The 22,490-nt window shown below is 68.2% G+C and carries 20 protein-coding genes; 11 read left to right on the top strand and 9 right to left on the bottom strand.

The genetic code is table 11. From position 1 onward, the window contains the following. Positions 1–39 precede the first annotated feature (39 nt). Entirely contained in the window at positions 40–2,112 is a 2,073-nt protein-coding gene (locus tag P5G46_RS01110; RefSeq protein WP_408905261.1) for a DNA gyrase/topoisomerase IV subunit B, read from the bottom strand. 162 nt (positions 2,113–2,274) lie between these two features. On the opposite strand from P5G46_RS01110, the gene P5G46_RS01115 reads away from it, so the two are divergent. Then, complete coding sequence (locus tag P5G46_RS01115) at positions 2,275–2,496, top strand: DUF7455 domain-containing protein (RefSeq protein ID WP_239275264.1); 222 nt, start codon at positions 2,275–2,277, stop codon at positions 2,494–2,496. Between the two features lie 31 nt (positions 2,497–2,527). Here P5G46_RS01115 and P5G46_RS01120 read toward each other — a convergent pair whose 3' ends face one another. Further along, positions 2,528–3,586: an alanine racemase gene (locus P5G46_RS01120; protein WP_239275266.1), complete on the bottom strand. Its 1,059-nt coding sequence runs from the start codon at positions 3,584–3,586 to the stop codon at positions 2,528–2,530. Next, positions 3,583–4,227 carry an alanine racemase C-terminal domain-containing protein gene (locus P5G46_RS01125; RefSeq protein ID WP_408904782.1) on the bottom strand — a complete coding sequence of 215 codons (645 nt, stop codon included), beginning with the start codon at positions 4,225–4,227 and terminating at the stop codon, positions 3,583–3,585. Before P5G46_RS01125 ends, P5G46_RS01120 begins: the two co-directional genes overlap by 4 nt. A 46-nt stretch (positions 4,228–4,273) precedes the next feature. Between P5G46_RS01125 and P5G46_RS01130 the strand changes: the two genes are divergently transcribed. Continuing rightward, on the top strand, positions 4,274–5,296 hold the full coding sequence (locus P5G46_RS01130) for a sugar-transfer associated ATP-grasp domain-containing protein (RefSeq protein WP_408904783.1): 1,023 nt from the start codon (positions 4,274–4,276) through the stop codon (positions 5,294–5,296). Positions 5,297–5,361: 65 nt separating this feature from the next. On the opposite strand, the gene P5G46_RS01135 is transcribed toward P5G46_RS01130, so the two are convergent. The 3 genes from P5G46_RS01135 to P5G46_RS01145 all read right to left on the bottom strand — a co-directional run bounded on the left by P5G46_RS01135 (position 5,362) and on the right by P5G46_RS01145 (position 8,598). Next, positions 5,362–6,060: a coenzyme F420-0:L-glutamate ligase gene (locus P5G46_RS01135; RefSeq protein ID WP_239275272.1), complete on the bottom strand. Its 699-nt coding sequence runs from the start codon at positions 6,058–6,060 to the stop codon at positions 5,362–5,364. Further along, the gene (locus P5G46_RS01140; protein WP_408904784.1) at positions 6,057–7,379 is read right to left on the bottom strand and encodes an RNA polymerase sigma factor; all 1,323 of its coding nucleotides are present in this window, start codon (positions 7,377–7,379) and stop codon (positions 6,057–6,059) included. Before P5G46_RS01140 ends, P5G46_RS01135 begins: the two co-directional genes overlap by 4 nt. A 292-nt stretch (positions 7,380–7,671) precedes the next feature. After that, on the bottom strand, positions 7,672–8,598 hold the full coding sequence (locus P5G46_RS01145) for a proteasome assembly chaperone family protein (protein ID WP_375095602.1): 927 nt from the start codon (positions 8,596–8,598) through the stop codon (positions 7,672–7,674). Between the two features lie 85 nt (positions 8,599–8,683). Here P5G46_RS01145 and P5G46_RS01150 point away from each other — a divergent pair, with 85 nt between their 5' ends. Genes P5G46_RS01150 through sucB form a run of 3 tightly spaced genes read left to right on the top strand, consistent with a single transcriptional unit; the run spans position 8,684 to position 13,344 of the window. Continuing rightward, the gene (locus P5G46_RS01150) at positions 8,684–10,150 is read left to right on the top strand and encodes a leucyl aminopeptidase (protein WP_408904785.1); all 1,467 of its coding nucleotides are present in this window, start codon (positions 8,684–8,686) and stop codon (positions 10,148–10,150) included. Beyond that, positions 10,147–11,520: a dihydrolipoyl dehydrogenase gene (gene lpdA / locus P5G46_RS01155; RefSeq protein WP_408904786.1), complete on the top strand. Its 1,374-nt coding sequence runs from the start codon at positions 10,147–10,149 to the stop codon at positions 11,518–11,520. The genes P5G46_RS01150 and lpdA overlap by 4 nt, the downstream gene beginning before the upstream one ends. A gap of 54 nt (positions 11,521–11,574) precedes the next feature. Then, complete coding sequence (gene sucB, locus P5G46_RS01160) at positions 11,575–13,344, top strand: 2-oxoglutarate dehydrogenase, E2 component, dihydrolipoamide succinyltransferase (protein WP_408904787.1); 1,770 nt, start codon at positions 11,575–11,577, stop codon at positions 13,342–13,344. A gap of 17 nt (positions 13,345–13,361) precedes the next feature. Here the strand turns inward: sucB and P5G46_RS01165 are convergent, their stop codons facing one another. After that, positions 13,362–14,366 carry a hypothetical protein gene (locus P5G46_RS01165; RefSeq protein ID WP_408904788.1) on the bottom strand — a complete coding sequence of 335 codons (1,005 nt, stop codon included), beginning with the start codon at positions 14,364–14,366 and terminating at the stop codon, positions 13,362–13,364. Between the two features lie 119 nt (positions 14,367–14,485). On the opposite strand from P5G46_RS01165, the gene P5G46_RS01170 reads away from it, so the two are divergent. Then, a complete protein-coding gene (locus P5G46_RS01170) occupies positions 14,486–15,196 on the top strand; it encodes a DUF4191 domain-containing protein (protein ID WP_408904789.1) in 711 nt (236 codons plus the stop codon). Between the two features lie 42 nt (positions 15,197–15,238). Here the strand turns inward: P5G46_RS01170 and P5G46_RS01175 are convergent, their stop codons facing one another. Further along, on the bottom strand, positions 15,239–15,697 hold the full coding sequence (locus P5G46_RS01175) for an RDD family protein (protein WP_408904790.1): 459 nt from the start codon (positions 15,695–15,697) through the stop codon (positions 15,239–15,241). Positions 15,698–15,798: 101 nt separating this feature from the next. Here P5G46_RS01175 and glnA point away from each other — a divergent pair, with 101 nt between their 5' ends. From glnA to P5G46_RS01195, 4 genes are all read left to right on the top strand, one after another. Beyond that, positions 15,799–17,223, top strand: coding sequence for a type I glutamate--ammonia ligase (gene glnA / locus P5G46_RS01180; RefSeq protein WP_239275289.1), 1,425 nt, complete (start codon positions 15,799–15,801; stop codon positions 17,221–17,223). A gap of 158 nt (positions 17,224–17,381) precedes the next feature. Next, positions 17,382–17,744 carry a DUF6507 family protein gene (locus P5G46_RS01185; RefSeq protein WP_408904791.1) on the top strand — a complete coding sequence of 121 codons (363 nt, stop codon included), beginning with the start codon at positions 17,382–17,384 and terminating at the stop codon, positions 17,742–17,744. Then, positions 17,744–19,708, top strand: a complete 1,965-nt coding sequence (locus P5G46_RS01190) for an alpha/beta hydrolase (RefSeq protein WP_408904792.1) — start codon at positions 17,744–17,746, stop codon at positions 19,706–19,708. The genes P5G46_RS01185 and P5G46_RS01190 overlap by 1 nt, the downstream gene beginning before the upstream one ends. Positions 19,709–19,821: 113 nt before the next feature. Then, the gene (locus P5G46_RS01195; RefSeq protein WP_375095600.1) at positions 19,822–20,367 is read left to right on the top strand and encodes a hypothetical protein; all 546 of its coding nucleotides are present in this window, start codon (positions 19,822–19,824) and stop codon (positions 20,365–20,367) included. Positions 20,368–20,373: 6 nt separating this feature from the next. Here P5G46_RS01195 and P5G46_RS01200 read toward each other — a convergent pair whose 3' ends face one another. Continuing rightward, a complete protein-coding gene (locus P5G46_RS01200; RefSeq protein ID WP_239275295.1) occupies positions 20,374–20,688 on the bottom strand; it encodes a DUF2277 domain-containing protein in 315 nt (104 codons plus the stop codon). Between the two features lie 106 nt (positions 20,689–20,794). Between P5G46_RS01200 and P5G46_RS01205 the strand changes: the two genes are divergently transcribed. Then, entirely contained in the window at positions 20,795–22,489 is a 1,695-nt protein-coding gene (locus P5G46_RS01205) for a long-chain-fatty-acid--CoA ligase (protein ID WP_239275297.1), read from the top strand. Position 22,490: the final 1 nt, after the last annotated feature.

The following is a 22,490-nucleotide window of genomic DNA, read 5'->3' on the forward strand; positions in this document are numbered from 1 at the left end:
TCCCGCTGCTGCTGGCGAGCGGGCCCGTGCCGGGTCGGGTCAGACGTCGATGCGTTCGCGCGCGAGACGGTCGCTCGAATCGACGATGAACTCCCGCCGCGGGGCGACGTCGCTGCCCATGAGCAGGTCGAAGACCTTCGCCGCTTCTTCGATGTCGCGCACCTGCACGCGGCGCAGAGTTCGCCCGGCGCGATCCATCGTGGTGGTCGCGAGCTGATCGGCATCCATCTCGCCCAAGCCCTTGTACCGCTGGATCGGCTCCTGCCACCGCTTGTTCGACTTCTTCAATTTCGTCAGGAGTCCGTGCAGCTCTTGTTCGCTGTACGTGTAGATCGTCTCGTTCGGCTTGGACCCGGGGTTCATGACGATCACGCGGTGCAGCGGCGGAACGGCCGCGAAGACACGCCCCGCCTCGACGAGGGGGCGCATGTAGCGGAAGAAGAGCGTCAGGAGCAGGGTGCGGATGTGCGCGCCGTCGACATCGGCGTCGCTCATGAGGATGATCTTGCCGTAGCGGGCCGCGTCGAGATCGAACGAGCGGCCGGAGCCGGCGCCGATGACCTGAATGATCGAGGCGCACTCCGCGTTCGACAGCATGTCGCTGATGGACGCCTTCTGCGTGTTGAGGATCTTCCCGCGAATGGGAAGGAGCGCCTGATAGGCGCTGTTGCGCGCGTCGCGAGCTGTGCCGAGCGCGGAATTGCCCTCGACGATGAACAGCTCGGAATCGGCGACGTCGTTGGAGCGGCAGTCGACGAGTTTGGACGGGAGCGACGAGGATTCGAGCGCGTTCTTGCGGCGCTGCGTCTCTTTGTGCGTGCGCGCCGAGATGCGCGCCTTCATCTCGGAGACGACCTTTTCAAGGAGCAGCGCCGTTTGCGCCTTGTCGTCACGCTTGGGCGATGCGAAGCGCGCCGCGAGCTCTTTCGCGACGACCTGCGCGACGATCTGCCGCACCGCCGGTGTCCCGAGGATCTCCTTCGTCTGCCCCTCGAACTGCGGCTCGGGCAGGCGCACCGTCAGCACGGCGGTCAGGCCCGCGAGGATGTCGTCCTTCTCGATCTTGTCGTTCCCGACCTTGAGCTTGCGGGCGTTCTGCTCGACTTGCGAGCGCAGCACCTTCATCAGACCCTGCTCGAAACCCTGCTGGTGGGTTCCGCCCTTCGGGGTGGCGATGATGTTGACGAACGACCGGGTCGTGGTGTCGTAGCCGGTCCCCCACCGCACGGCGAGATCGACCTCGCACTCGCGCTGCACCTCGGTGGGCACCATCGATCCACCGGCTTGGAGCACGGGGACCGTCTCGGTGAACGTCCCGGTACCCGTGAGGCGCCAGGTATCGGTGATGGCGGTGTCGGGGGCGAGGAAGTCGGCGAACTCGGAGATGCCCCCGTCGAAGCGGTAGCTCGTCTCGATCGGCTCGTCGCCGCGCTCGTCAGCGATCACGATCTCGAGGCCGGGGACGAGGAACGCCGTCTGGCGCGCGCGCTGGACGAGCTCGTCGAACCCGAACGACGCGTCCTTCGTGAAGATCTGCCGGTCGGCCCAGTAGCGGATCCGGGTGCCGGTGACCCCGCGTGCGGCCTTGCCGACGACGCGCAGCTCGCTGCTGCGCTCGAACGGCGTGAAGGCCGAGTCGGGACCCGTTCCCGCGAACACGCCCGGTTCGCCCCGGTGGAACGACATGGCGTAGGTCTTGCCACCGCGATCGACCTCGACGTCGAGACGCTCGGACAGCGCATTGACCACGGATGCGCCGACACCGTGCAGGCCACCGGACGCGGCGTACGAGCCACCGCCGAACTTGCCACCGGCGTGCAGCTTCGTGAAGACGACTTCGACACCGGTGAGACCCGTGCGCGGCTCGACGTCGACCGGGATGCCACGGGCGCGGTCACGCACCTCGACGCTGCCGTCACGGTGGAGCACGATGTCGATCCGTGAACCGAACCCGGCCAGGGCCTCGTCGACGGAGTTGTCGATGATCTCCCACAGGCAGTGCATGAGACCGCGGGAGTCGGTGGAACCGATGTACATACCCGGGCGCTTGCGCACCGCTTCGAGGCCCTCGAGGACCTGGAGATGATGGGCGGAATACTCGGAGGTCACGATCTCCCAGCGTAATCGGGGCCTCCGACATCGCCTTGCAGACACACGGCCAGGTCAGGCCGTCGTACGCGCACAGCGAAATGTCAGGCCCCGGCGGCATAGGGGAAACATCCGCGTGGTTCTATTGTCAGACTCGCCCAACGACCACCGAGGAGGGCACCCGAGATGAACACCACGACCGCACCCGACGCGTCCGTCGTCCTCGACCACCGCCTGACGGCGGCGGATCGCTGCGACTCCTGCGGAGCGCAGGCCTACATCGCCGCCGAGGTCAACGGCAGCGAGCTCCTCTTCTGCGCTCACCACGGACGCAAGTACGAAGAGAAGCTCCGCAGCATCGCGACGTCGTGGCACGACGAGACCGCTCGTCTGCACGCCGCCGACTGATCCCACACGTCCGAACGGGCTCCGGCCGCTCCTACTGAGCGGGACGGGGCCCGTTCGCCGTATACCGGCGCGGGATGTTCGGCGAGACGCGCAGCGCGATCTCCTCGCCGATGGTGTCGATCATCTCGGCGAGGTCGGTCGCGGATGCCGCGCCTCCGCGCCCGAACACGGTGACCTCATCACCCTCAGCGGCGCCCGGCCACCCGTCGATGACGCTCGTTGTGGGTTCGATGGCGAGCACACGGCGCGGCCCGGCGGGCGTCGTCGCCGAGAAGCGTCCCGCGAGAGCCGAGGGCACCCCGTGCAGGTGGCCGATGTCGACACGCACGCGATCCGCGTCCACGTCGGTCACGGTGGCGACGAGGCCCCCGATCGGCTCGATCCCGAGTTCCGCCTCCCCCGGCCCGCCCGCCGGACGGATGCCGTACGAGAACGCCCCCACGCGCACGAGGTCCTCCCGGAACGGGGCCCGTGCGAACCCGGCCGCGCTGGCGGCCAGGTGCGAGAACGTCGGGGACAGGCCGGCCGCGACGGCCGTCGAACGTGCGGCGAGGAAGATCTCGCGGGCGTCGTCGTCGTCGGCGTCCGAGGCTTCCGCGATGTGCGACCACAGGCCCTCGAAACGGGCGACTCCGGAGTCGACGAGACCCGAGAGGAGCTCGAGCGCCGCGCTCCACCGCTCGGGACGGATGCCGTTACGGTGCAGCCCCGTGTCGATCTTGAGGTGGACACGAGCCGGGGTCGACGGCACGGGGAGGTGTGCGAGGTCGTCGAGGAGGGCTTCGTCGCCGATGCCGAGATCGAGGTCGTCGGCGATGCCGTCTGCGAGGTCCTGGGGGCCGCCCAGCAGCCAGACGAAGATGCGGGCCTCGGGGCCGACGACGGCGCGGACCGCGCGACCCGTCGCAACGTCGAACGCGCCGAACCACTCGACGCCTTCGGCCCATGCGCGCTCCACGATCCGCTCGAGGCCGTGCGCATAGGCGTCGTCCTTCACGACGAGCATGTGCCGTGCGGGCGCGATCGCTGCGCGGACCCGCGCGAGGTTCCGAGCGAAGGCGTCGAGATCGACCTGGTAGATGGCACTCATGCGACCACCGTCCGAACAGCGCGCGAGCCGACCGTTGCGACGATCTCGGCGGCGCTCCAGCCCGTGGCATCCGTCCACTCGCTCAGCGACGGGTGCCCGGCGTCCGGGTCGCCGAAGAACACCACGTCGCTTCCGCGTCGCGGTCGTGCGTCATCGACGTCGACGACGCAGACGTCCATGGCGACGCGCCCGACGATGCGGTGACGGTGCCCGGCGATCGAGACGTCGACGGTGTTGCCGAGCGAGCGGACCACGCCCTGCGCGTAGCCGCCGGTGACCAGGGCCACGGTGGTGTCGCGGCTGGCGCGGTGCGTGTAGCCGTACGACACCCCCTCGCCGGCCAGTAGCGGCTTGGTGCCCAGCACGCGGCCGTGCAACGCCATCACCGGGCGTGCGCGGGGGTCGCCGCCCGGCAAGCCGAACAGCGTCTGCGCGTCGATGCTCTCGGCATCCACCTCGAGCGATGTCAGAACGGATGCCACCCACGCGGCGCCGTGCCCCCACGCGTCAGCCGCCAGCGGGTCGATGAGCCCGCCGCCGGAGGCCAGCGACGCGTTCGCACGGAGGTTCTGCTCCGACAGACGAGCCACCGGAGTCACTCCCCCGCCGCTATCGAGACGGTCGGGAGGCGTGGAGGTCACGCCATCTAGACTATCCGGGTCCCTCGTTCCCGACCCCGGAGCCTCAATGCCTCAGCAGGGTTTCTCCCTCGTCCCCCGCCTGCGCTACCTCGCCGGACGCGCCCGCCGCATCGACGTCGGCTCGGTCCTCGAGCGCGCAAAAGAGGCGTCGACGCAGCACGGCAAGTCGCTCCCCCTCGTGGTCGCCGACATGCTCTATCAAGCGGGCGTGAAGAACGTCGGATTCCAGGACTACATCGACTACGACTTCGCCATCCTGACCCCGGCGGAGCGGGCGACGTACATGACCCACCCGGTCTCGAACCAGATCTCGCAGAAGTACGACCACCCCGACTTCCGGTACATCTTCCAGGACAAGGTCGAGTTCGACCGTCGCTTCAGCGAGTTCCTCCGCCGTGACTGGATGGTCGTCGACGCCGACAACGCCGACAAACTGCGGGCGTTTACCGAACGCCTCGGCACGATCGTGACGAAGGAGCCCGTCGGACAGGCCGGCACCGGCGTGCACCGGTATCACGCGGCCGAGATCGAGGACTGGACCGCCTTCCACCGCGGGCTGCTCGAGCGCGGCGAGGTTCTCGTCGAAGAGGTCATCCGCCAGCACGACGACCTCGCGGCCGTGTGCCCCGGCACGGTCAACACGACGCGCGTGACGGCCTTCTTCGACGGTGAGAAGACGCACATCCTCGCGATGGCGCAGAAGTTCGGCCGCGGCGCGGTGAGCGACCAGATGACCTTCGGCGGCTTCTACACGATGCTGGACGAGAACGGTCACGCCCTGGGCGCCGGCTACGACTCCCACGGTCATGTGCACGAGGTGCACCCCGACTCCGGCGTCCGAATCGGCGACTTCCAGCTGCCGTTGGTCGACGAGGTGAAGGCGTTCGTCGATCGCGTCGCCCGCGTCGTGCCGCAGGTGCAGTACGTCGGGTGGGACATCGTCGTCGGTCCGGACGGTCCCGTGCTCGTCGAGGGCAACTGGGGCGCCGGCGTCTATGAGAACAAGCCCAGCGTCACGGGCATCCGCACCGGACACAAGCCGCGTTATCGCGCCGCGATCGGGTTCTGACGACGCCGACCCCGATGCCGAGAAGGCCCGCCCCGCGATCGGGGCGGGCCTTCTTGCGTTCGGTGTCAGGCGGGGCGGACGATGCCGAGCGGCGTCGACTCGTGTCCCTGGCCGAGCGGGTTGTCTTTGAGGATCGTGACGAGACGCTTCTCGCCGGCCTTGTCCATCGTGGACCCGAGGATGTTGCCGCCCAGGTCGTTGATGTCGACGACGGCGACTTCGAGGTCGATCCCGAGAAGCGCCTTCAGGCGCGCCGCGACCTCGCGAGGGCGCTCCGGCCCGAGCACCACGGCCTGGTTGTACGGCGGGATCGTGCCCTTGGTAGGGCCGTCGATCGCGCGGGCTTTGTCTCCCGCGATGCGGTAGAAGTCGCCCTTGCGCCCGAACGCCTTGGTCACGGCCGACACGGCAGCGGCGAACAGGATGCGCGGAGTTCCGCACTCACGGAGGGCCATCTCCATGGTCTCGGGCATGCCGAGGCCGATGCCGTACGGGGTCCGCGTGACGTACTTCGACAGGAAGAGCGCCAGCTTGCGGGGCTTGATCGAGTCGAGCTTGAACGAACGCCCTTGCGTGATCGCCACGATCTTCTCGGTGACGAACAGCAGGTCGCCCGGCTGAACGGCATCCTTCGCGTATTCGAGGATGAACGCGTCGAGGTCGTCGCCCGGCATGACGACCCGCGTGCGGATCGGGATGCGCGCGTACGTGCTGCCCTCGACGGTGACGGTGAGCGCCTTCCCGGCGTTGGCCTGCCCGCTCATTCGAGGTAGTCCCGGAGCGACTGCGAGCGGCTGGGATGCCGAAGCTTGGCCATCGTCTTCGACTCGATCTGGCGGATGCGCTCGCGCGTGACGCCGAAGGTGTCGCCGATCTGGTCGAGCGTCTTGGGCTGGCCGTCTCCGAGGCCGAAGCGCATGCGGATGACACCCGCCTCGCGCTCGCTGAGCGAATCCAGCAGCGACTCGAGCTGACGCTGCAGCATGGTGAAGCCCACCGCGTCGGCCGGCACGACCGCCTCGGTGTCTTCGATGAGATCGCCGAACTCGCTGTCGCCGTCCTCGCCCAGGGGGGTATGCAGCGAGATGGGCTCGCGACCGTACTTCTGCACCTCGATGACCTTTTCGGGGGTCATGTCGAGCTCGCGGCTGAGCTCTTCCGGGGTGGGTTCGCGACCCAGATCCTGCAGCATCTGCCGCTGAACGCGGGCGAGCTTGTTGATGACCTCGACCATGTGCACCGGGATGCGGATGGTGCGCGCCTGGTCGGCCATGGCGCGCGTGATGGCCTGACGGATCCACCAGGTGGCATACGTCGAGAACTTGAAGCCCTTGGTGTAGTCGAACTTCTCGACGGCACGGATGAGACCCAGGTTCCCCTCCTGGATGAGGTCGAGGAACTGCATGCCGCGGCCGGTGTAACGCTTGGCGAGCGAGACCACGAGACGCAGGTTCGCGCCCAGGAGGTGGCTCTTCGCGCGCTGACCGTCGCGGGCGACCCACTGCAGGTCGAGACCGAGCTGGCTCGTCTTCTCGGCCGCGGACATGTTCGACAGCTTCTCTTCTGCGAACAGACCGGCCTCGATACGCATCGCGAGCTCGACCTCTTCGGCGGCGTTCAGCAGCGGGACTTTACCGATCTGCTTGAGGTAGTCCTTGACCGGGTCGGCGGTCGCGCCGGTGATCTGCGTCGAGTAGACGGGGACGTCGTCCTCGTCGCTGGACGAGATGACGATCGCACCCGTGGGCAGCGCCTCGACGGGCGCGGCCGGGGTTTCCTCGTCGTCGTCGTCGCTGTCGTCATCCGACTTCTTGGCGGCGGGCTTGGCCGCCTCGTCCGTATCGGCGTCGTCGTCGGTGTCGTCGGCGACCTCGATGTCTTCGTCGAGGTCTTCTTCGATGTCGTCCTCGTCGAGGTCGTCGTCGCCCTTGGCCTTCGCCTTGGACTTCGCGGGCGACGCCTTGCCCTTGGCGGGGGCTTTCTTGGCCGCGGTCTTCTTCGACGCGGTCGTGGTCTCCTCCGCGGTGTCGAGGTCGGTGTCCTTCTCACTGCGGGAGCGGGTCTTGGTGTTCGTGCCTGCCACGTTTCGCCTTTCACCGGGAACGTACGTTGCACGGCCGCCGGTCGTTCTCGGACACTAGTAAGACCCTTGTCAAGTCCGATCCTGTGGAGCGGGCTCCAGGTTCGGCCGACAACGGGTCAGGTTCTTCATTGTCTCACATCCCCGGCGCAGGACTTGACGTGCACCGGGTATCTATGCGTATGCAACGGTCGCGGGCGGGTGGGTATTCCTCCCGGCGAGGACTTGTCCACTTCGCCCGCTGTCATGGCGCCATCAGCGCCTCGACCGCCGGCGTAGACGTGCCCGTTCTGCGTCAGCCGAGCCTTCCGCGACGGTCGTCGTCGCCCGGGCGCGTCGCGAGGAACCGTTCGAGTTCTGCTGCCAATTCATCCGCGCTGGGCAGATCGCCCGTATGGATGATCGGTGTCGCCTGAGTCGATCCGGCCATGTAGGCGTCGTAGCGCTCCTCGAGGCCCTGCAGCATGCGGGTCAGTTCGTCGCTGCCTTCGACCTGCTCGGTGACCTTGGCGATGAACTCGCGGTTCTCTTCGCGGAGGACCTCTCCCGAGAAGACCAGGCCGGTGGCGACCGTGAGGCTGTCGAGCGCGGCCAGCGCGGCGGCTGGATATTCGGTGTCGCCGAGATAGTGCGGAACGAGCAACGCGAAACCGGCGACCTTGGCGCCCGCCTCGGCGAAGCGGTACTCGAGCAGGTGCCCGACCGTCGAGGGCACGTGCGTGTGCGGGCGCCAGACCGAGTGGGCCTCGGCCAGGTCGGGGCGGGTGCCGCTGACCGTGGTGCCGATGGGCCGCGTGTGCGGGACGGGCATAGGGATCGCGTGCACCCACGTGACGGACGACACCTGCAGTCCGGCGCTGAGCTCGAGCACGCTTTCGGCGAAGGCCTCCCAGAGGAAGTCGGGCTCGTAGCCCGTCAGCAGCAGGAACGGGTGTCCGAGGGAGTCGTGCGCCAGGGACAGCTCGAGCCGCGGAGGCCGGTAGTCCGTCAGGTGGTCCTCGACGAACGTGATGAGCGGACGACGGGCACGGTAGTCCAGAAGGACGTCGTTGTCGAAGACGACGACGGGATGGGGCTCGAGGTCATCGCGGAAGTACTCGACCAGGCGGGTGATGGCGCCGCCCGCGTCGGTGAAACCGGTCAGCGCGATCACGAGCGGCAACCCGGACGGCACCGGCGGCGCGGCAGGAGCGCGGTCGTACAGCGGTGCGGGGTAGGGCATGACTCCACTCTACGAGCCGGGTCGGACTCGGCGGCGGCGGTGCGTCCCGCTTCTAGCGAACATCCGCGAACCTAGGATGGACGCTATGCCTTTCCCCTCCGTGACGCACACCGATGTCCCCGTCCTCGACTCCGATGCCGACGCGATCCTCCTCGTGGTCGCGAAGTCCGACGCGACGACATCCGACCCGCAGGGATGGGACGGCCTGAACGCCGCGCTCGCCTCCGTCGGATTCACCGGAGCCGCCGGTTCGTTCCAGCGTGTGCACGTCCCCGGTGTCTCACGGCCTGTGGCGGTGGCGGGCGCCGGTTCGTCTCCGGATGCCGCTGCTCTCCGCGACGCGGTCGGTACGGGCCTGCGGCAACTGACCGGGTTTGAGCACGTGGCGGTTCAGTCGCTGGTGGACGCGCCGTGGGCGCCGCTCGCGGAGGGTGCTGCTCTCGGCGGCTATCGCTTCGCCGGCTACAAGAGCGAGGCGCCCAAGGCACGGGCCTCCCGCGTGACGGTCTACGCCTCCGAGGCGCCCAGCGAAGCCGAGAGCACCGCCGTTGCGGCCGTCGCCGGGGCTGTCGCGCTGGTGAAGGACCTCGTGACGACACCGGCCGAGTGGTTGGGACCGGCCGATTTCGCCGACGCGGCGATCGAGGCTGTCGCCGACCTTCCCGTAAAGGTGACGGTGCTCGACGAAGAGGCGCTCACCGCAGGCGGCTATGGCGGCATTCTGGGTGTCGGCCAGGGATCCGACCGTCCGCCGCGCCTCGTCCACCTGGAGTACTCCCCCGCCGACGCCGAACGCCACGTCGCGCTGGTCGGTAAGGGCATCACGTTCGACACCGGTGGGCTGTCGCTGAAGCCCGCGGCATCCATGGTCGGCATGAAGTACGACATGTGCGGGGCGGCAACGGTGCTCGCGGTCCTGCGCGCTGCGGCGGAGATGGCGCTGCCGGTCCGTGTCAGTGCGTGGCTGTGCATCGCCGACAACATGCCGTCGGGTCGTGCGACCCGCCCGGGCGACGTGCTGCGCATGCTGGACGGGACGACCGTCGAGGTGCTGAACACCGACGCGGAAGGTCGTCTGGTGCTGGCCGACGGGCTCGTGGCGGCGAGCCGCGAGAACCCCGATCTCATCGTCGATGTCGCCACGCTCACGGGGGCGATCACCGTAGCCCTCGGCAACCGCCACACGGGAGTGATGGGCGCAGACGAAGCGGTCGCCGAGTATCTGTCCGCCGCGGGACGCGTGGCTGAACTGGCGTGGCAGCTGCCCCTGCCCGCGCACATGGTCGACGAGCTGGACTCCCCGATCGCGGATCTCCAGAACGCGAAGATCGGCGACCCCGCGGGCGGTTCCCTCTTCGCGGGGCTCTTCCTCCAGCACTTCGTCGGACGCGTGTCCGACGAAGCGGACGCGCCACGGATCCCGTGGGTGCACCTCGACATCGCCGGTGTCGGCATGAACAAGGGTGCTCCGTTTGGATTCACCGACAAGGGTGTGACCGGCGCGACCGTGCGTTCGCTCGTGGAGTTGATCTCGGCGGGGAGCACGCGGTGACCGACCACCGCGCCGACGTCGTCGTCCTCGGCGGAGGCAGCGGCGGGTACGCGGCTGCCTTGCGATTGGCCGAACTCGGAAAAGACGTCGTGCTCATCGAGAAGGACAAACTCGGCGGCACCTGCTTGCACCGCGGATGCATCCCGACGAAGGCGTTGCTGCACGCGGCCGAGGTCGCCGACGCCGCGCGCGGAGCGGCGGACATCGGTGTGCGGGCCTCGCTCGACGGCATCGATCCGCTGAAGGTCCGGGCCTATCGCGAGGGCATCGTCGCGAAGAAGTTCAAGGGCCTTGAGGGCCTCATCTCGGCGCGGGGCATCCGGGTGGTCTCGGGCACGGGCGTGCTCGAGCCGGGCCCGGCCGTCCGTGTCGGAGAAGACCTCTACCGCGGGGACGACGTCATTCTCGCGACCGGTTCGTACAGCCGAACGCTCCCCGGTCTGGAGACGGGGGGACGCGTGCTCACCAGCGAGCACGCGCTGGAACTCGATGTCATTCCCGAGCGGGTCGTCGTTCTCGGCGGCGGCGTGATCGGCGTCGAATTCGCGAGCGTGTGGCGATCGTTCGGCGTCGAGGTGACGATCGTCGAGGCGCTTCCGCACCTCCTGCCCGCGGAGGACGTCTCGTCGAGCAAGGCGCTCGAACGGGCCTTCCGCAAGCGCGGTATCGGGTTCCACCTCGGACGACGGTTCCAGACGCTCGCTCAGACGGATGACGCCGTCTCCGTCACCCTCGACGACGGCACGGTTCTCGACGCGGACTTCGTGCTCGTCGCGGTGGGACGCGGGCCCGCCACTGCGGCCATGGGGTTCGAGGAGTCCGGCGTCCGCCTCGAGCGCGGGTTCGTCCACACCGATGATCGACTCCGCACGACGGCCGCCCACGTCTGGGCTGTCGGCGACATCGTCGCCGGGTTGCAGCTCGCTCACCGCGGCTTCCAGCAGGGGATCTTCGTGGCGGAACAGATCGCGGGTCTCGCTCCGGTTCTCGTCCCCGACATCGATGTTCCGCGCGTGGCCTACTCCCACCCCGAGGTCGCCTCGGTCGGGCTGACCGAGCTGCAGGCGAAGGACCGCTACGGCGCTGACGCCGTCCTCGCATACGAGTACAACTTGGCCGGCAACGGCCGCAGTGAGATCATCGGGACCTCGGGCATCGTCAAGATCGTCCGCCGCGTCGACGGTCCTGTCGTCGGCGCGCATCTCGTGGGCGACCGGGTGGGCGAATTGATCACCGAAGCGCAGCTCGCCGTCGGGTGGGAAGCGCACCCCGAGGACATCGCGCCGTTCGTTCATGCCCACCCCACTCAGAGCGAAGCGCTGGGCGAGGCGTTCTTGGCACTCGCCGGCAAGCCCCTGCACGCACTCTGATCCCCCAGCCGTCACTAAGCTAGACACCGCATCCGGTACGAAGGAGACATATCCATGAGCACTTCCGTCGTCCTCCCCGCTCTCGGCGAGAGCGTGACCGAGGGAACGGTCACCCGCTGGCTCAAGCAGGTTGGTGACACTGTCCAGGAGGACGAAGGTCTGCTGGAGATCTCGACCGACAAGGTCGACACCGAGATCCCCTCGCCCGTCTCGGGCGTGATCGAAGAGATCCTCGTTCAGGAGGACGAGACCGTCGAGGTCGGCGCCATCCTGGCCAAGATCGGCGACGGCTCCGGAGCCCCGTCCTCGGACGACGCGCCCGAAGCAGCTCCCGCCGAGGCCGCTCCGGCGCCGACGGAGGACGCCCCCGCTGAGGCGGCTCCGGCCGAAGAAGCCCCCGCCGACGACGCCCCTGCCGCGCAGGCAGCTCCGGCTTCCGGCGCCTCTGACGACTCCACCGAGGTCACGCTGCCCGAGCTGGGAGAGAGCGTCACCGAGGGTACGGTCACCCGCTGGCTCAAGGCCGTGGGCGACGATGTCGCGGTCGACGAGCCCCTGCTCGAGATCTCGACCGACAAGGTCGACACCGAGATCCCCTCGCCCGTGGCAGGAACCCTCCAGGAGATCCTCGTTCAGGAGGATGAGACGGTCGCGGTGGGCTCTGCCCTCGCTCGCATCGGTAGCGGCGCTTCGGCACCCGCCGAAGCGCAGCCCGCTCCCGCGATCGAGGACAAGCCGATCCAGCAGCCTCAGCCGAACGAGGTGCCGCAGGAGCCCGCCGCCGCAGAGCAGTCGGCCGAGCAGTCGGCTCCCGCCGCGGAGAAGCCGGCCGAGCAGCCCGCTCGCGCCGAGCAGAAGCCGGTCGCTGCAGAAGCGAAGCCCGCTGCTCCGGCCGCCGGCGGCGAAGAGGTCACCTACGTCACGCCGCTCGTGCGCCGCCTGGCGCAGCAGCAGGGCGTCGACCTGTCGACGGTCAAGGGCAGCGGCGTCGGAGGCCGGATCCGCAAGGAGGACGTGCTCAAGGCCGCGGAAGCCGCGAAGGCCGCTCCTGCCGCCGCGTCCGCCCCGTCTGAGGCGGCGGCCCCCGCTGCTCCGGTCGAGGTGTCGCCGCTGCGCGGTACCACGCAGAAGATGTCGCGCCTGCGCAAGGTCATCGCCGAGCGGGCCGTCGCTTCGATGCAGGGCACGGCGCAGCTGACGACGGTCGTCGAGGTCGATGTGACCAAGGTCGCCGCCCTCCGCGATCGTGTGAAGGGCGAATTCCAGCAGAAGACGGGCGACAAGCTGTCGTTCCTGCCCTTCTTCGCTCTCGCGGCCGTCGAGGCGCTCAAGACGTACCCGATCATCAACTCGACGGTCGAGGGCGACGAGATCATCTACCCGGCGCAAGAGAACGTCGCGATCGCCGTCGACACCGAACGCGGTCTGCTGACGCCCGTCGTGAAGGACGCCGGCGATAAGAACATCGCCCAGCTTGCCCGCGAGATCGCCGACCTCGCCGCGCGTACGCGTGACAACAAGCTCAAGCCCGACGAGCTCGCGGGCGGGACGTTCACGCTGACCAACACGGGTTCGCGCGGCGCGCTGTTCGACACGCCCATCGTGTTCCTGCCGCAGTCGGCCATCCTCGGCCTCGGCGCGGTCGTGAAGAAGCCCGGCGTGGTCTCGGTCGATGGCAAGGATGCGATCTCGGTCCGCTCCTACGTCTACCTGGCGCTCTCGTACGACCACCGCATCATCGACGGCGCGGATGCTGCGCGGTTCCTCGGCGCGGTCAAGGCCCGCCTCGAGGCGGCGCAGTTCGAGGGAGACCTCGGCATCTGATCGCCGTCGATTCCGGCTCATGATGGCTGGTCCGCGACGTCTTCGACGGAGCGGACCAGCCATCGGTCTTTCTCCCTGATCAGGGTGACGTATTGCCGACGATCAGAACGGGTGAGGCGAACCACGGCGAGCCCTCCGAAGTCGTCGATGACATCGAGCTCCGACTCGCGGGGATCGAGCGGTGCGGGCTCTATCGCGTTCGAAGGGTGCTCTCGGAAAGAGGAGGCGCACGCCTCGTCCGTGCAGTCGGCGAGCGACTGCAGGACGGTCGACGCTGCTACGCGCACGTCGGGTTCGCTCGAGGGCGACGGCGGAGCCGGCGACTCCGCGCCGGGCGCCGGGCTCGGACTGAGAGACGGAGTCGCATCCGATGCCGGTGGCGAAGACTGCACCGCCGTCGGGGCGGGCGATGTCGCCGATGTGCTGCTCGCCGAGTCGCTCTGCGGCGTCGTGACTGTGAACCCCACCACCGCGACGGCGGTGGCGACTGTTCCGCAGACCACAGCGATGCGCTGCATCCGCCTCTGGCCCATCGCCGCGCGCACGCCGTCGAGCAGAGTCGTGGCGTCAGCATCGGTGGGCCGTTGGCCCGGTGCCTGCGGTGCGTCGGTTCGGACAGGCGTGAGCGGGCCCAGCACGACGGGCTGAGGCTCCACCACGGCCAGGAGCCGCGCCTCCAACGCGTCCCACGTCCGCGGCGGAGCGGTGAGAACCCCGTCACGCAGGCGGATGAAGCCGGGCTGGACATCCGCGTGGACGAGGCGGGCCAGCTGATCCAACACGGCGACCGTCGCCGAAAGGAGGTCATCGCCGTCGGGATCGTCGACGAGGACCGGTCGGCCCTCCGCCGTGAGGTGCCACTGTGCCCGAGCGGCGCGCGACGGCGCGGCGCCGCACCCGCGCAGCACCCCGATCGCCAGCGTCGCGGCCTCTCCCGCCGTGAGGACGAGGGCGCTACGTCGGCGCCTGTCCAGGTATCCGACGACGGTGCCGACCGTGGTGTCGATGGGGCGAGTGCGCATGAGTCGATGGTTTCGAATCGACAACGCCGTCATCGGTTCCTCCGCCGGAATTCGGGAGGGGAACGTGATTCGCCCGGGTGGGGAGGAGGCGTGCCGGACGCGAAGATAGAATCTTTACCATGGCCGCTCGCACCTCCACCCCCGAGAAGCGTCCGGGATTCTTCTCCCAGCTTCGCACCCTGTACACCTTCACGCAGAAGGAGTACCGCTGGCTCCCCTTCGTGTTGGCCGGCATCGTCCTCGCGGGTATCGGTCTCGGCGTCCTGATCGGATTCCTCATCCCGCCGGTTGCCGTGTGGAGCGTCATCCTGTGGGGTGTCACGGGTCTCCTGGCCGGCATCCTGGTCGCGATGATCGTCATGACGCGCCTGTCGACCCGGGCCATGTACCGCAAGATCGACGGTATGCCCGGCGCTACCGGTCACGTGCTGACATCGTCGCTCGGCCGCAACTGGCAGGCGTCGGAGACTCCGATCGGCGTCAACCCTCGCACGCAGGAGGCCGTCTACCGCGCCATCGGCCGTGGCGGTGTCGTCCTCATCGGCGAGGGGTCGCGCACGCGGTTGTCCCGACTCGTCAATGAAGAGCGCGCGCGTGTGCAGCGCGTCGCCGCGGGCGTCCCGGTGACGGTTCTGTACGTGGGCCACGGCGACGACGAGGTCCAGATCAAGGATCTGGCTTCCACCATCAAGTCGCTGCCGAAGAAGGTCGACCGCACGACCCAGGCTGCGGTGATCAAGCGCGTTTCGTCCGTGTCGCAGGGCTTGTCGTCGCTTCCCATCCCGAAGGGCGTGGACCCGACGAAGATGCGCGCTCCGCGCCCCCGCTGATTCCGCAAGAACGGCCCCGCTCCGGCGGGGCCGTTTCGCTTCTCAGCGTCGAACCAACACCGTGCCGACCACTTTGTCGTGGAGCCCCCGCTGGTCGGCATCCCACACCACGGCGGGAATGATGAGCCCGAGCAGCAGCGTGCGCACGATCGGGCGCCAGATCCCCACCCATCCCCCGGATGCCAGCTCCAGACGCATGCCCAGGAGTCGATGCCCGGGGCTCCCGCCGATGAGCGGGATGAAAACGATCTGGACCAGGAAGAAGATGAGGTTCGTCGCGATCGGGTTCGCGAACGGAACACCGGTCACCGGGTCGGGGGTGGAGAAGAAGGCATACCCAATGAGCCCGGCGGACGCGACGTCCACCAGGAGCGCCGCGATGCGTCGGCCTGGGCGGGCGATGGAGCCCCGCCCCTCGCGGGGAAGGCCGAGCCGCTGGCCCGGGTACTCGTTATCGGCGGGGACGGTCACTCCTCCAGCGTAATCGGGGCTGCGTAACATGCCCGAAACACGCGAGATATCGCCGAGACACCGGTTCTGTATAGGGTCGAGGAGGCTGGCCGAGGCCGGTCGATCCCGAATGTTCTACCTCTGGAGTCTTCATGTTCAAAGATTCGTCCGAGGTGCTGAAGTTCATCCAGGACGAGGACGTCAAGTTCCTCGACATCCGTTTCACGGACCTTCCTGGTGTGCAGCAGCACTTCAACATCCCCGCCTCGACCGTCGACGAGGAGTTCTTCACCGTCGGACAGCTGTTCGATGGCTCGTCGATCCGCGGGTTCGCGAACATCCACGAGTCGGACATGCAGCTCATCCCCGACGTGACGACGGCGTACCTCGACCCGTTCCGCGAGGCGAAGACCCTCATCATGGTCTTCGACATCTACAACCCGCGCAACGGCGAGATCTACTCGAAGGACCCGCGTCAGGTCGCCAAGAAGGCCGAGAAGTACCTCGCCTCCACGGGTATTGCCGACACGGCGTACTTCGCTCCCGAGGCCGAGTTCTACATCTTCGACGACGTCCGCTACGAGGTGAAGCAGAACTCCAGCTTCTACTCGGTGGACTCCGAAGAAGGCGCGTGGAACACCGGTCGTGAGGAAGAGGGCGGGAACCTCGCCAACAAGACCCCCTACAAGGGCGGCTACTTCCCCGTCTCCCCGGTCGACAAGCAGGCCGACCTGCGCGACGACATCAGCCTCAAGCTCATCGAGGCCGGTCTCATCCTCGAGCGTGCACACCACGAGGTGGGCACCGGTGGCCAGGCCGAGATCAACTACCGCTTCGACACGATGGTGCACGCGGCCGACGACATCCTGAAGTTCAAGTACATCGTCAAGAACACCGCCAACGAGTGGGGCAAGGTCGCCACCTTCATGCCGAAGCCGCTCTTCGGCGACAACGGTTCGGGCATGCACACGCACCAGTCGCTGTGGAACGACGGCAAGCCGCTGTTCTACGACGAGACCGGCTACGGCGGTCTGTCCGACATCGCGCGTTGGTACATCGGCGGCATCCTGGCTCACGCCCCCGCCGTGCTCGCCTTCACCAACCCGACCCTCAACAGCTACCACCGCCTGGTGAAGGGCTTCGAGGCTCCGGTCAACCTGGTGTACTCGGCCGGTAACCGCTCGGCGGCCATCCGTATCCCGATCACGGGCACGAACCCCAAGGCGAAGCGCATCGAGTTCCGTGCTCCGGATGCCTCGGGCAACCCGTACCTGGCCTTCGCGGCGCAGCTGATGGCCGGTATCGACGGCATCAAGAACCGCATCGAGCCGCACGAGCCCGTCGACAAGGACCTCTACGAGCTCCCGGCCGAAGAGGCGAAGAACATCCCGCAGGTTCCGAACTCGCTGCTCGACTCGCTCGAGGCCCTGCGCGCCGACCACGAGTTCCTCCTCGCCGGTGGCGTGTTCACGCAGGAGCTCATCGACACCTGGATCGAGTACAAGATCGAGAACGAGATCCAGCCGATCGCTCAGCGCCCGCACCCCTTCGAGTACGAGCTGTACTTCGGGGTCTGATCGCCTGATCCTCCACGACGAAGCCCGTCCCCGCCGTTTCGCGGAGGCGGGCTTCGTCGTTCCGTGGCGGACTGTAGACGATGCTGCGCCCGGAAGGGAGGGGCGATCGAGATCCGGGCCCGTGCGGCAGAGTGGTCGTGACGATGAAGGGGGCCATCGTGAGCGACTACCGAGTCGATCCGGATCGTGTGATCGGGGTACTGGCGGGGGTGGACGATGCGGGCGCGGGCATTTCCCAAGCGATCGACGACATGGACTCCCTGGTGGTGGAGGGGCAGAGCCTCGTCGTCGACGGGCGCCGCACTCTCGCGAGTGCGTGGAGCGACCTGCTCGATGAACGGCGGTACGTGCCCGGGAAACTGGCGCACATCGTTGCCGCTGCCGCGTCGTCGGTGAGCGAGGCGACCACGGCCGTCGTCACCGGCGATGTCGACATGTCGGTCACGACGGCGGAGGCGGAGTCGCGGGCCATGGACGAGTGGGGCATCGATTCCTCCGTGTCCTACGGGCAGGGGTACTGATGAGCACTCCGAGCGTCGATGATCTGCCCCAGCTGGTCGACCCCGCCGTGCTCACGGGTCTCGGCGACCGGATCGTCTCCGTTGCGAACGCGACGCAAACGTCGATGGCCGATGTGCAACAGCGGTGGAGTGTCCTGGGCGACACCGAGGTCTTCCATGTCACGGGTGCGGAAGCGGTGCCGCGCATGCTCGACCGCCCTGTCTCCGATGCGCGGGGCTTCTCCGAGGCGCTCGTCGAGGCGCGCAACGCGCTGTGGGATGCCGGGTCATCGGAGTTCCCCAGTCTGAAACAGCGCCGTGAGGAGTTGGCATCTCGCATCCCGTCCGTTGTCGCCGCCTACGATTCCGCGGCGGAGGCCTCGGCTCTCGCAAACGCGACGTATCGTTCGACGCGGGGATCCGACGTGGATGCCTCGGTTGCCGCGGACGCGTCGCTCGCCCGCTTGAACGCGTCCACGACACTGAACTCCGCCGAGAGCGCACTCGACACCCTTCGCTCCGATATCGACCGCTTCCGCCGGGACGTGGAGGATGCCGAGGATCGGCTCGCATCGCGCCTGCGCAACGTGTCGGGCGGGACCGAGGTGCTCGGTGCCGGCGGTGAGCCCGTGCGGGTCGCACAGCTGTTCTGGGGGTTCTCGGAGTCCGCGTACCCGGGCGCACCGTCCGCCGCATCGGTGAGTCGATCGCTCTCAGAGCAGTTGACGTACGACCTCGGGCGCGCTGCCGAACGCCGCATCGACTGGCTCTCCACGGCAGACACCCACGACGTGCAGCGGTGGCTCGACGCCCACCCGGACTTCGTGCAATCCGTCGCCTTCGTCGAACCGGAGCGCGCCGGCGACTTGTTCACCGATCTTGCGGCCGCCTCCGCGGCGGCACCGAACGGCGAATGGAATGGCGGTCCGCTCGGGCAGCTGCTCGCCTTAGCTCCGCTCGTCGTCGGGAACCTCAACGGCATCCCCGCCGCTCAGCGGGGCATCTTCAACCGCGCGGGTCTCGCCGACGTCCTGGCGCGCGACGACCTCGACGACGAGACCCGCAGCAAGCTCGACCGATTGCGTTCGGTCGTGGAGAAGCGTTCGGACGACGGTTCCCTGCCGACGTTGTTGAGCTTCTTCATCGATACCGAGGGGTCTCCGCGCGCCAACATCGCGTTCGGGGACGTCGAGACCGCCGATCAGGTGACGACCCTGACGCATGGCATCCGGACGGATCTCGGTTCGCTGCAGGAGTGGGCACGCGGCGGTGCGGACCTGCAGTCGGCGCTTACCAATGAGCTGGAACGAACCTCCCAGAGCAGCACTACGGCTGTCGTGCTGGTCATGGACTGGGATTCTGGCGGCGCCCTCAGCGTCGGCGGGATCGATCGGCCAGATGCAGGAGCGGCGCGTCTGTCCCAGACGCTCCGAGGCCTGCACGTGGCAAACCCCGGCGCGCAGCTCAACACGGGCGCGCATTCGCTCGGCACGACCATGACCGGCCAGGCCGTCGCCGACAATCCCGGACTGGTGTCGCATGTCTGGTTCTTCGGCTCGGCGGGGATCACCGCGCAGACGGGCCACGAGCTCGCGGAGCAGATCCGCTCGGGCGAGACGACAGTGTCGGCCACGCACGCCGACGACGACAGCATCGCCGCGTGGGGACGCAAGGACTGGCTCGGCAGCCTGCACGCGGAGGACCCACGGGACGTGCCGGGGGTTCAGGCGTTCGGGTCGAACGGCGGTGTCGTCGCCGACTACGGATCGCTTCGGGGCGAGTACGGCGAATCGACCGACAGCCACGATGCCCACAACAGCACGAAGGACGAGTTCGTCGGGTGGGGCGTGGGCTGGGACGGGTCGCCCATCCCGCTCTACGAGCCCACCCCACAGACGGGGTACCTCGACCCGTCTGCCGAGTCGTTCAAGCACTTCGTGGTTGGCTTGCGCGAGGCACTCGATACGACAGGAGCGAGCCGATGACCCAACTCAGATGGGGAACACTCCCCGTACTCGTCGCGAGCGTCGTGGTCACCGCGACCGTTCTGACCGGATGTGGAGGTCCGCAGATGTCCCCGAATGAGATGCCGAGCGCGATGCCTAGCAGCACGGTGGGCTTCGACGATGCGAAGGCGGTGAACCTCGAATACAAGACGGCCGTCGCCGATGTGCAGAAGCAGATCTTCGACGGGGACTGGCGTGTCGGAGAGTATGGCGACGTTCCCGATCAGTGCGACGGCGGCTTCGAGTTCTTCCTGCGACGCAAGCTTCCCGAGGGCTTCTCGTTCGATGGCCAGGGGCCGCAGAGGATGGAACAGCTCAGTACCTGGATGTCGGAGAACGGGTGGCAGGTCGAGCCGGCACCCACCTACGGGGAGGGCATCGACAACATCGTGATCGTCGCGGGAAAGCCCGAAGCGAAGGTGTCGCGTCTGGACGTCGACTTCATCCCGGCGGATCCTGCCGAGGGCACGGTCGACGTGCTGGAACTCCGCGCGACCTCCACGTGCGAACCGGGCGATGCCGCCGCGCTTCTCGAGGAGCTGCGCGGCCCGCTCACCGCGGTGCCGAACGACGATGGCATCCCGGATCTGGAGAGCCCGGATGCCACTCCCCTGTTCGAACGCTTCGAGGAGGGGTGAGCGGGGTCAGGATGCCGATCGCGCTGCGCGCTTCTGCTCCTGGAACACCCGGATCGCCTCGTAGCGTTCGGCCGAGCGGGCCTGGCGTTTGGCGGCCTCGACCTCGCGCGTCTTCGGGGGTGCGGAGGTGACGAGGTCGTCGAGCAGACGGCGAGTGGCCGCGGCGATCTCATCGACCGCTCGGTCGAACACCTCACGGTTCGCTCGCGACGGCTTCGTCGTGCCGGCGATCTTGCGTACGAACTGCAGCGCGGCGTCGTGGCACTCGTCGTCCGACGCGGGCGGCTCGAAGTTGTGGAGCGGGACGATGTTGCGGCACATGCCAGCAGGGTAGGCCGGTCCCGAGCCGTGGGGAAGCGCAAGCTCCCGGCATCCGCACAGGCGTCGTGACCCTCCCGTGTCCGTGGGGCACGGAAAGATGGATGCCATGACCTCCCCCTACGCGTCGCGTCCGTGGTTGAGCTCGTACGCCGAGGGCGTGCCGCACGACATCGACGAGCCGTCGCAGACGCTGCCCGAGATGATCGCCGACTCCGTCCACCGGTACGGCAAAAGCGTCGCGCTGGAGTTCTTCGGCGCGCAGACCACCTACCGCGAGCTGGGCGACGAGATCTCGCGCGCGGCCGAGGGCCTGCGGCGTCTCGGTGTGAAGGCGGGCGACCGTGTCGCGCTGGTGCTGCCGAACTGTCCGCAGCACGTCGTCGCGTTCTACGCCGCGCTCCGGCTCGGGGCGATCGTCATCGAGCACAACCCGCTCTACACGGCCCGCGAGTTGCGTCACCAGTTCGAGGACCACGGCGCGCGCTTCGCCATCGTGTGGGACAAGGTCGCCGATCTGGTCGCCGACTTCCCGTCCGACCTCGCGCTCGAACACATCATCGCCGTCGACATCACGCGCGCCATGCCGTTCGGCATGCGTCTCGCGCTGAAGCTGCCGGTGAGAAAGGCTCGGGAGTCGCGCGCTCAGCTGACCGCCGCGCCGACCTCGAAGCGTCCCACGGCGTGGGAGAAGCTGCTCACGCACGGCAAGCTCTCTCGCAAGCACGAGGGTCCGCTGCTCGATGACATCGCGCTCCTCCAGTACACCAGCGGTACGACCGGCAGCCCGAAGGGCGCGATCCTGACTCACGCCAACCTCCGCGCCAACGCGATGCAGGGGCGCGCGTGGGTGCCGGGGCTCCACGACGGCGAAGAGACGTTCTACGGCGTTCTCCCCCTCTTCCACGCGTACGGCCTCACCCTGTGCCTGACGTTCGCGATGAGCATCGGCGCGAAGCTCGTGCTGTTCCCGAAGTACGACCTCGACCTGGTGGCATCCGCGGTCAAGAAGAGTCCGCCGACGTTCCTCCCCGCCGTCCCGCCGATCTACGACCAGCTCGCTCGCGCGGCTTCGCGCGGCACGCTCGATCTGTCGACCGTGCGGTTCGCGATCTCCGGTGCGATGAGCCTGCCCGTCGCCACCGTCGACCGCTGGGAAGCGGCGACCGGCGGTCTCCTCGTCGAGGGCTACGGCATGACGGAGTCCTCCCCCGTGGCGCTCGGCAACCCCATCGGGCCGTCGCGGCGGCCGGGAACGGTGGGGGTGCCGTTCCCGAGCACCGACATCCGGGTGGTCGACCCCGACGACCCTGAGAAAGACCTGCCGCTGGGCGAGACGGGCGAACTGCTGCTGCGCGGCCCGCAGGTGTTCGAGGGCTACTGGAATCGGCCGGCCGACACCGCCGCGACGCTGCTCGACGGGGGCTGGCTGCGCACCGGTGACATCGCCTCGGTCTCGGCCGACGGTTTCGTCACGATCGTCGATCGGCTGAAAGAGATCATCATCACCGGCGGCTTCAACGTGTCGCCGAGCGAGGTCGAAGACGTGCTGGTGTCGCACCCCGACATCGAGGGCGCCGCCGTGGTCGCCCTCCCGAAGCCTCGCGGAGGAGAAGACGTCGCGGCGGCGATCGTCGTGCGCGACGGCGTCGAACTCGAACCCGAAGCGGTGCGCGACTTCTGCAAGACGCGCTTGGCGTCCTACAAGGTCCCGCGTCGCGTGGTCGTCGTGGACGACCTCCCGCGCTCGCTCATCGGGAAGGTGCTGCGTCGCGAGGTGCGCGAGCGACTCATGGCATCCTGAG

Source organism: Microbacterium mcarthurae (genome assembly GCF_046064585.1).
GTDB lineage: Bacteria > Actinomycetota > Actinomycetes > Actinomycetales > Microbacteriaceae > Microbacterium > Microbacterium mcarthurae.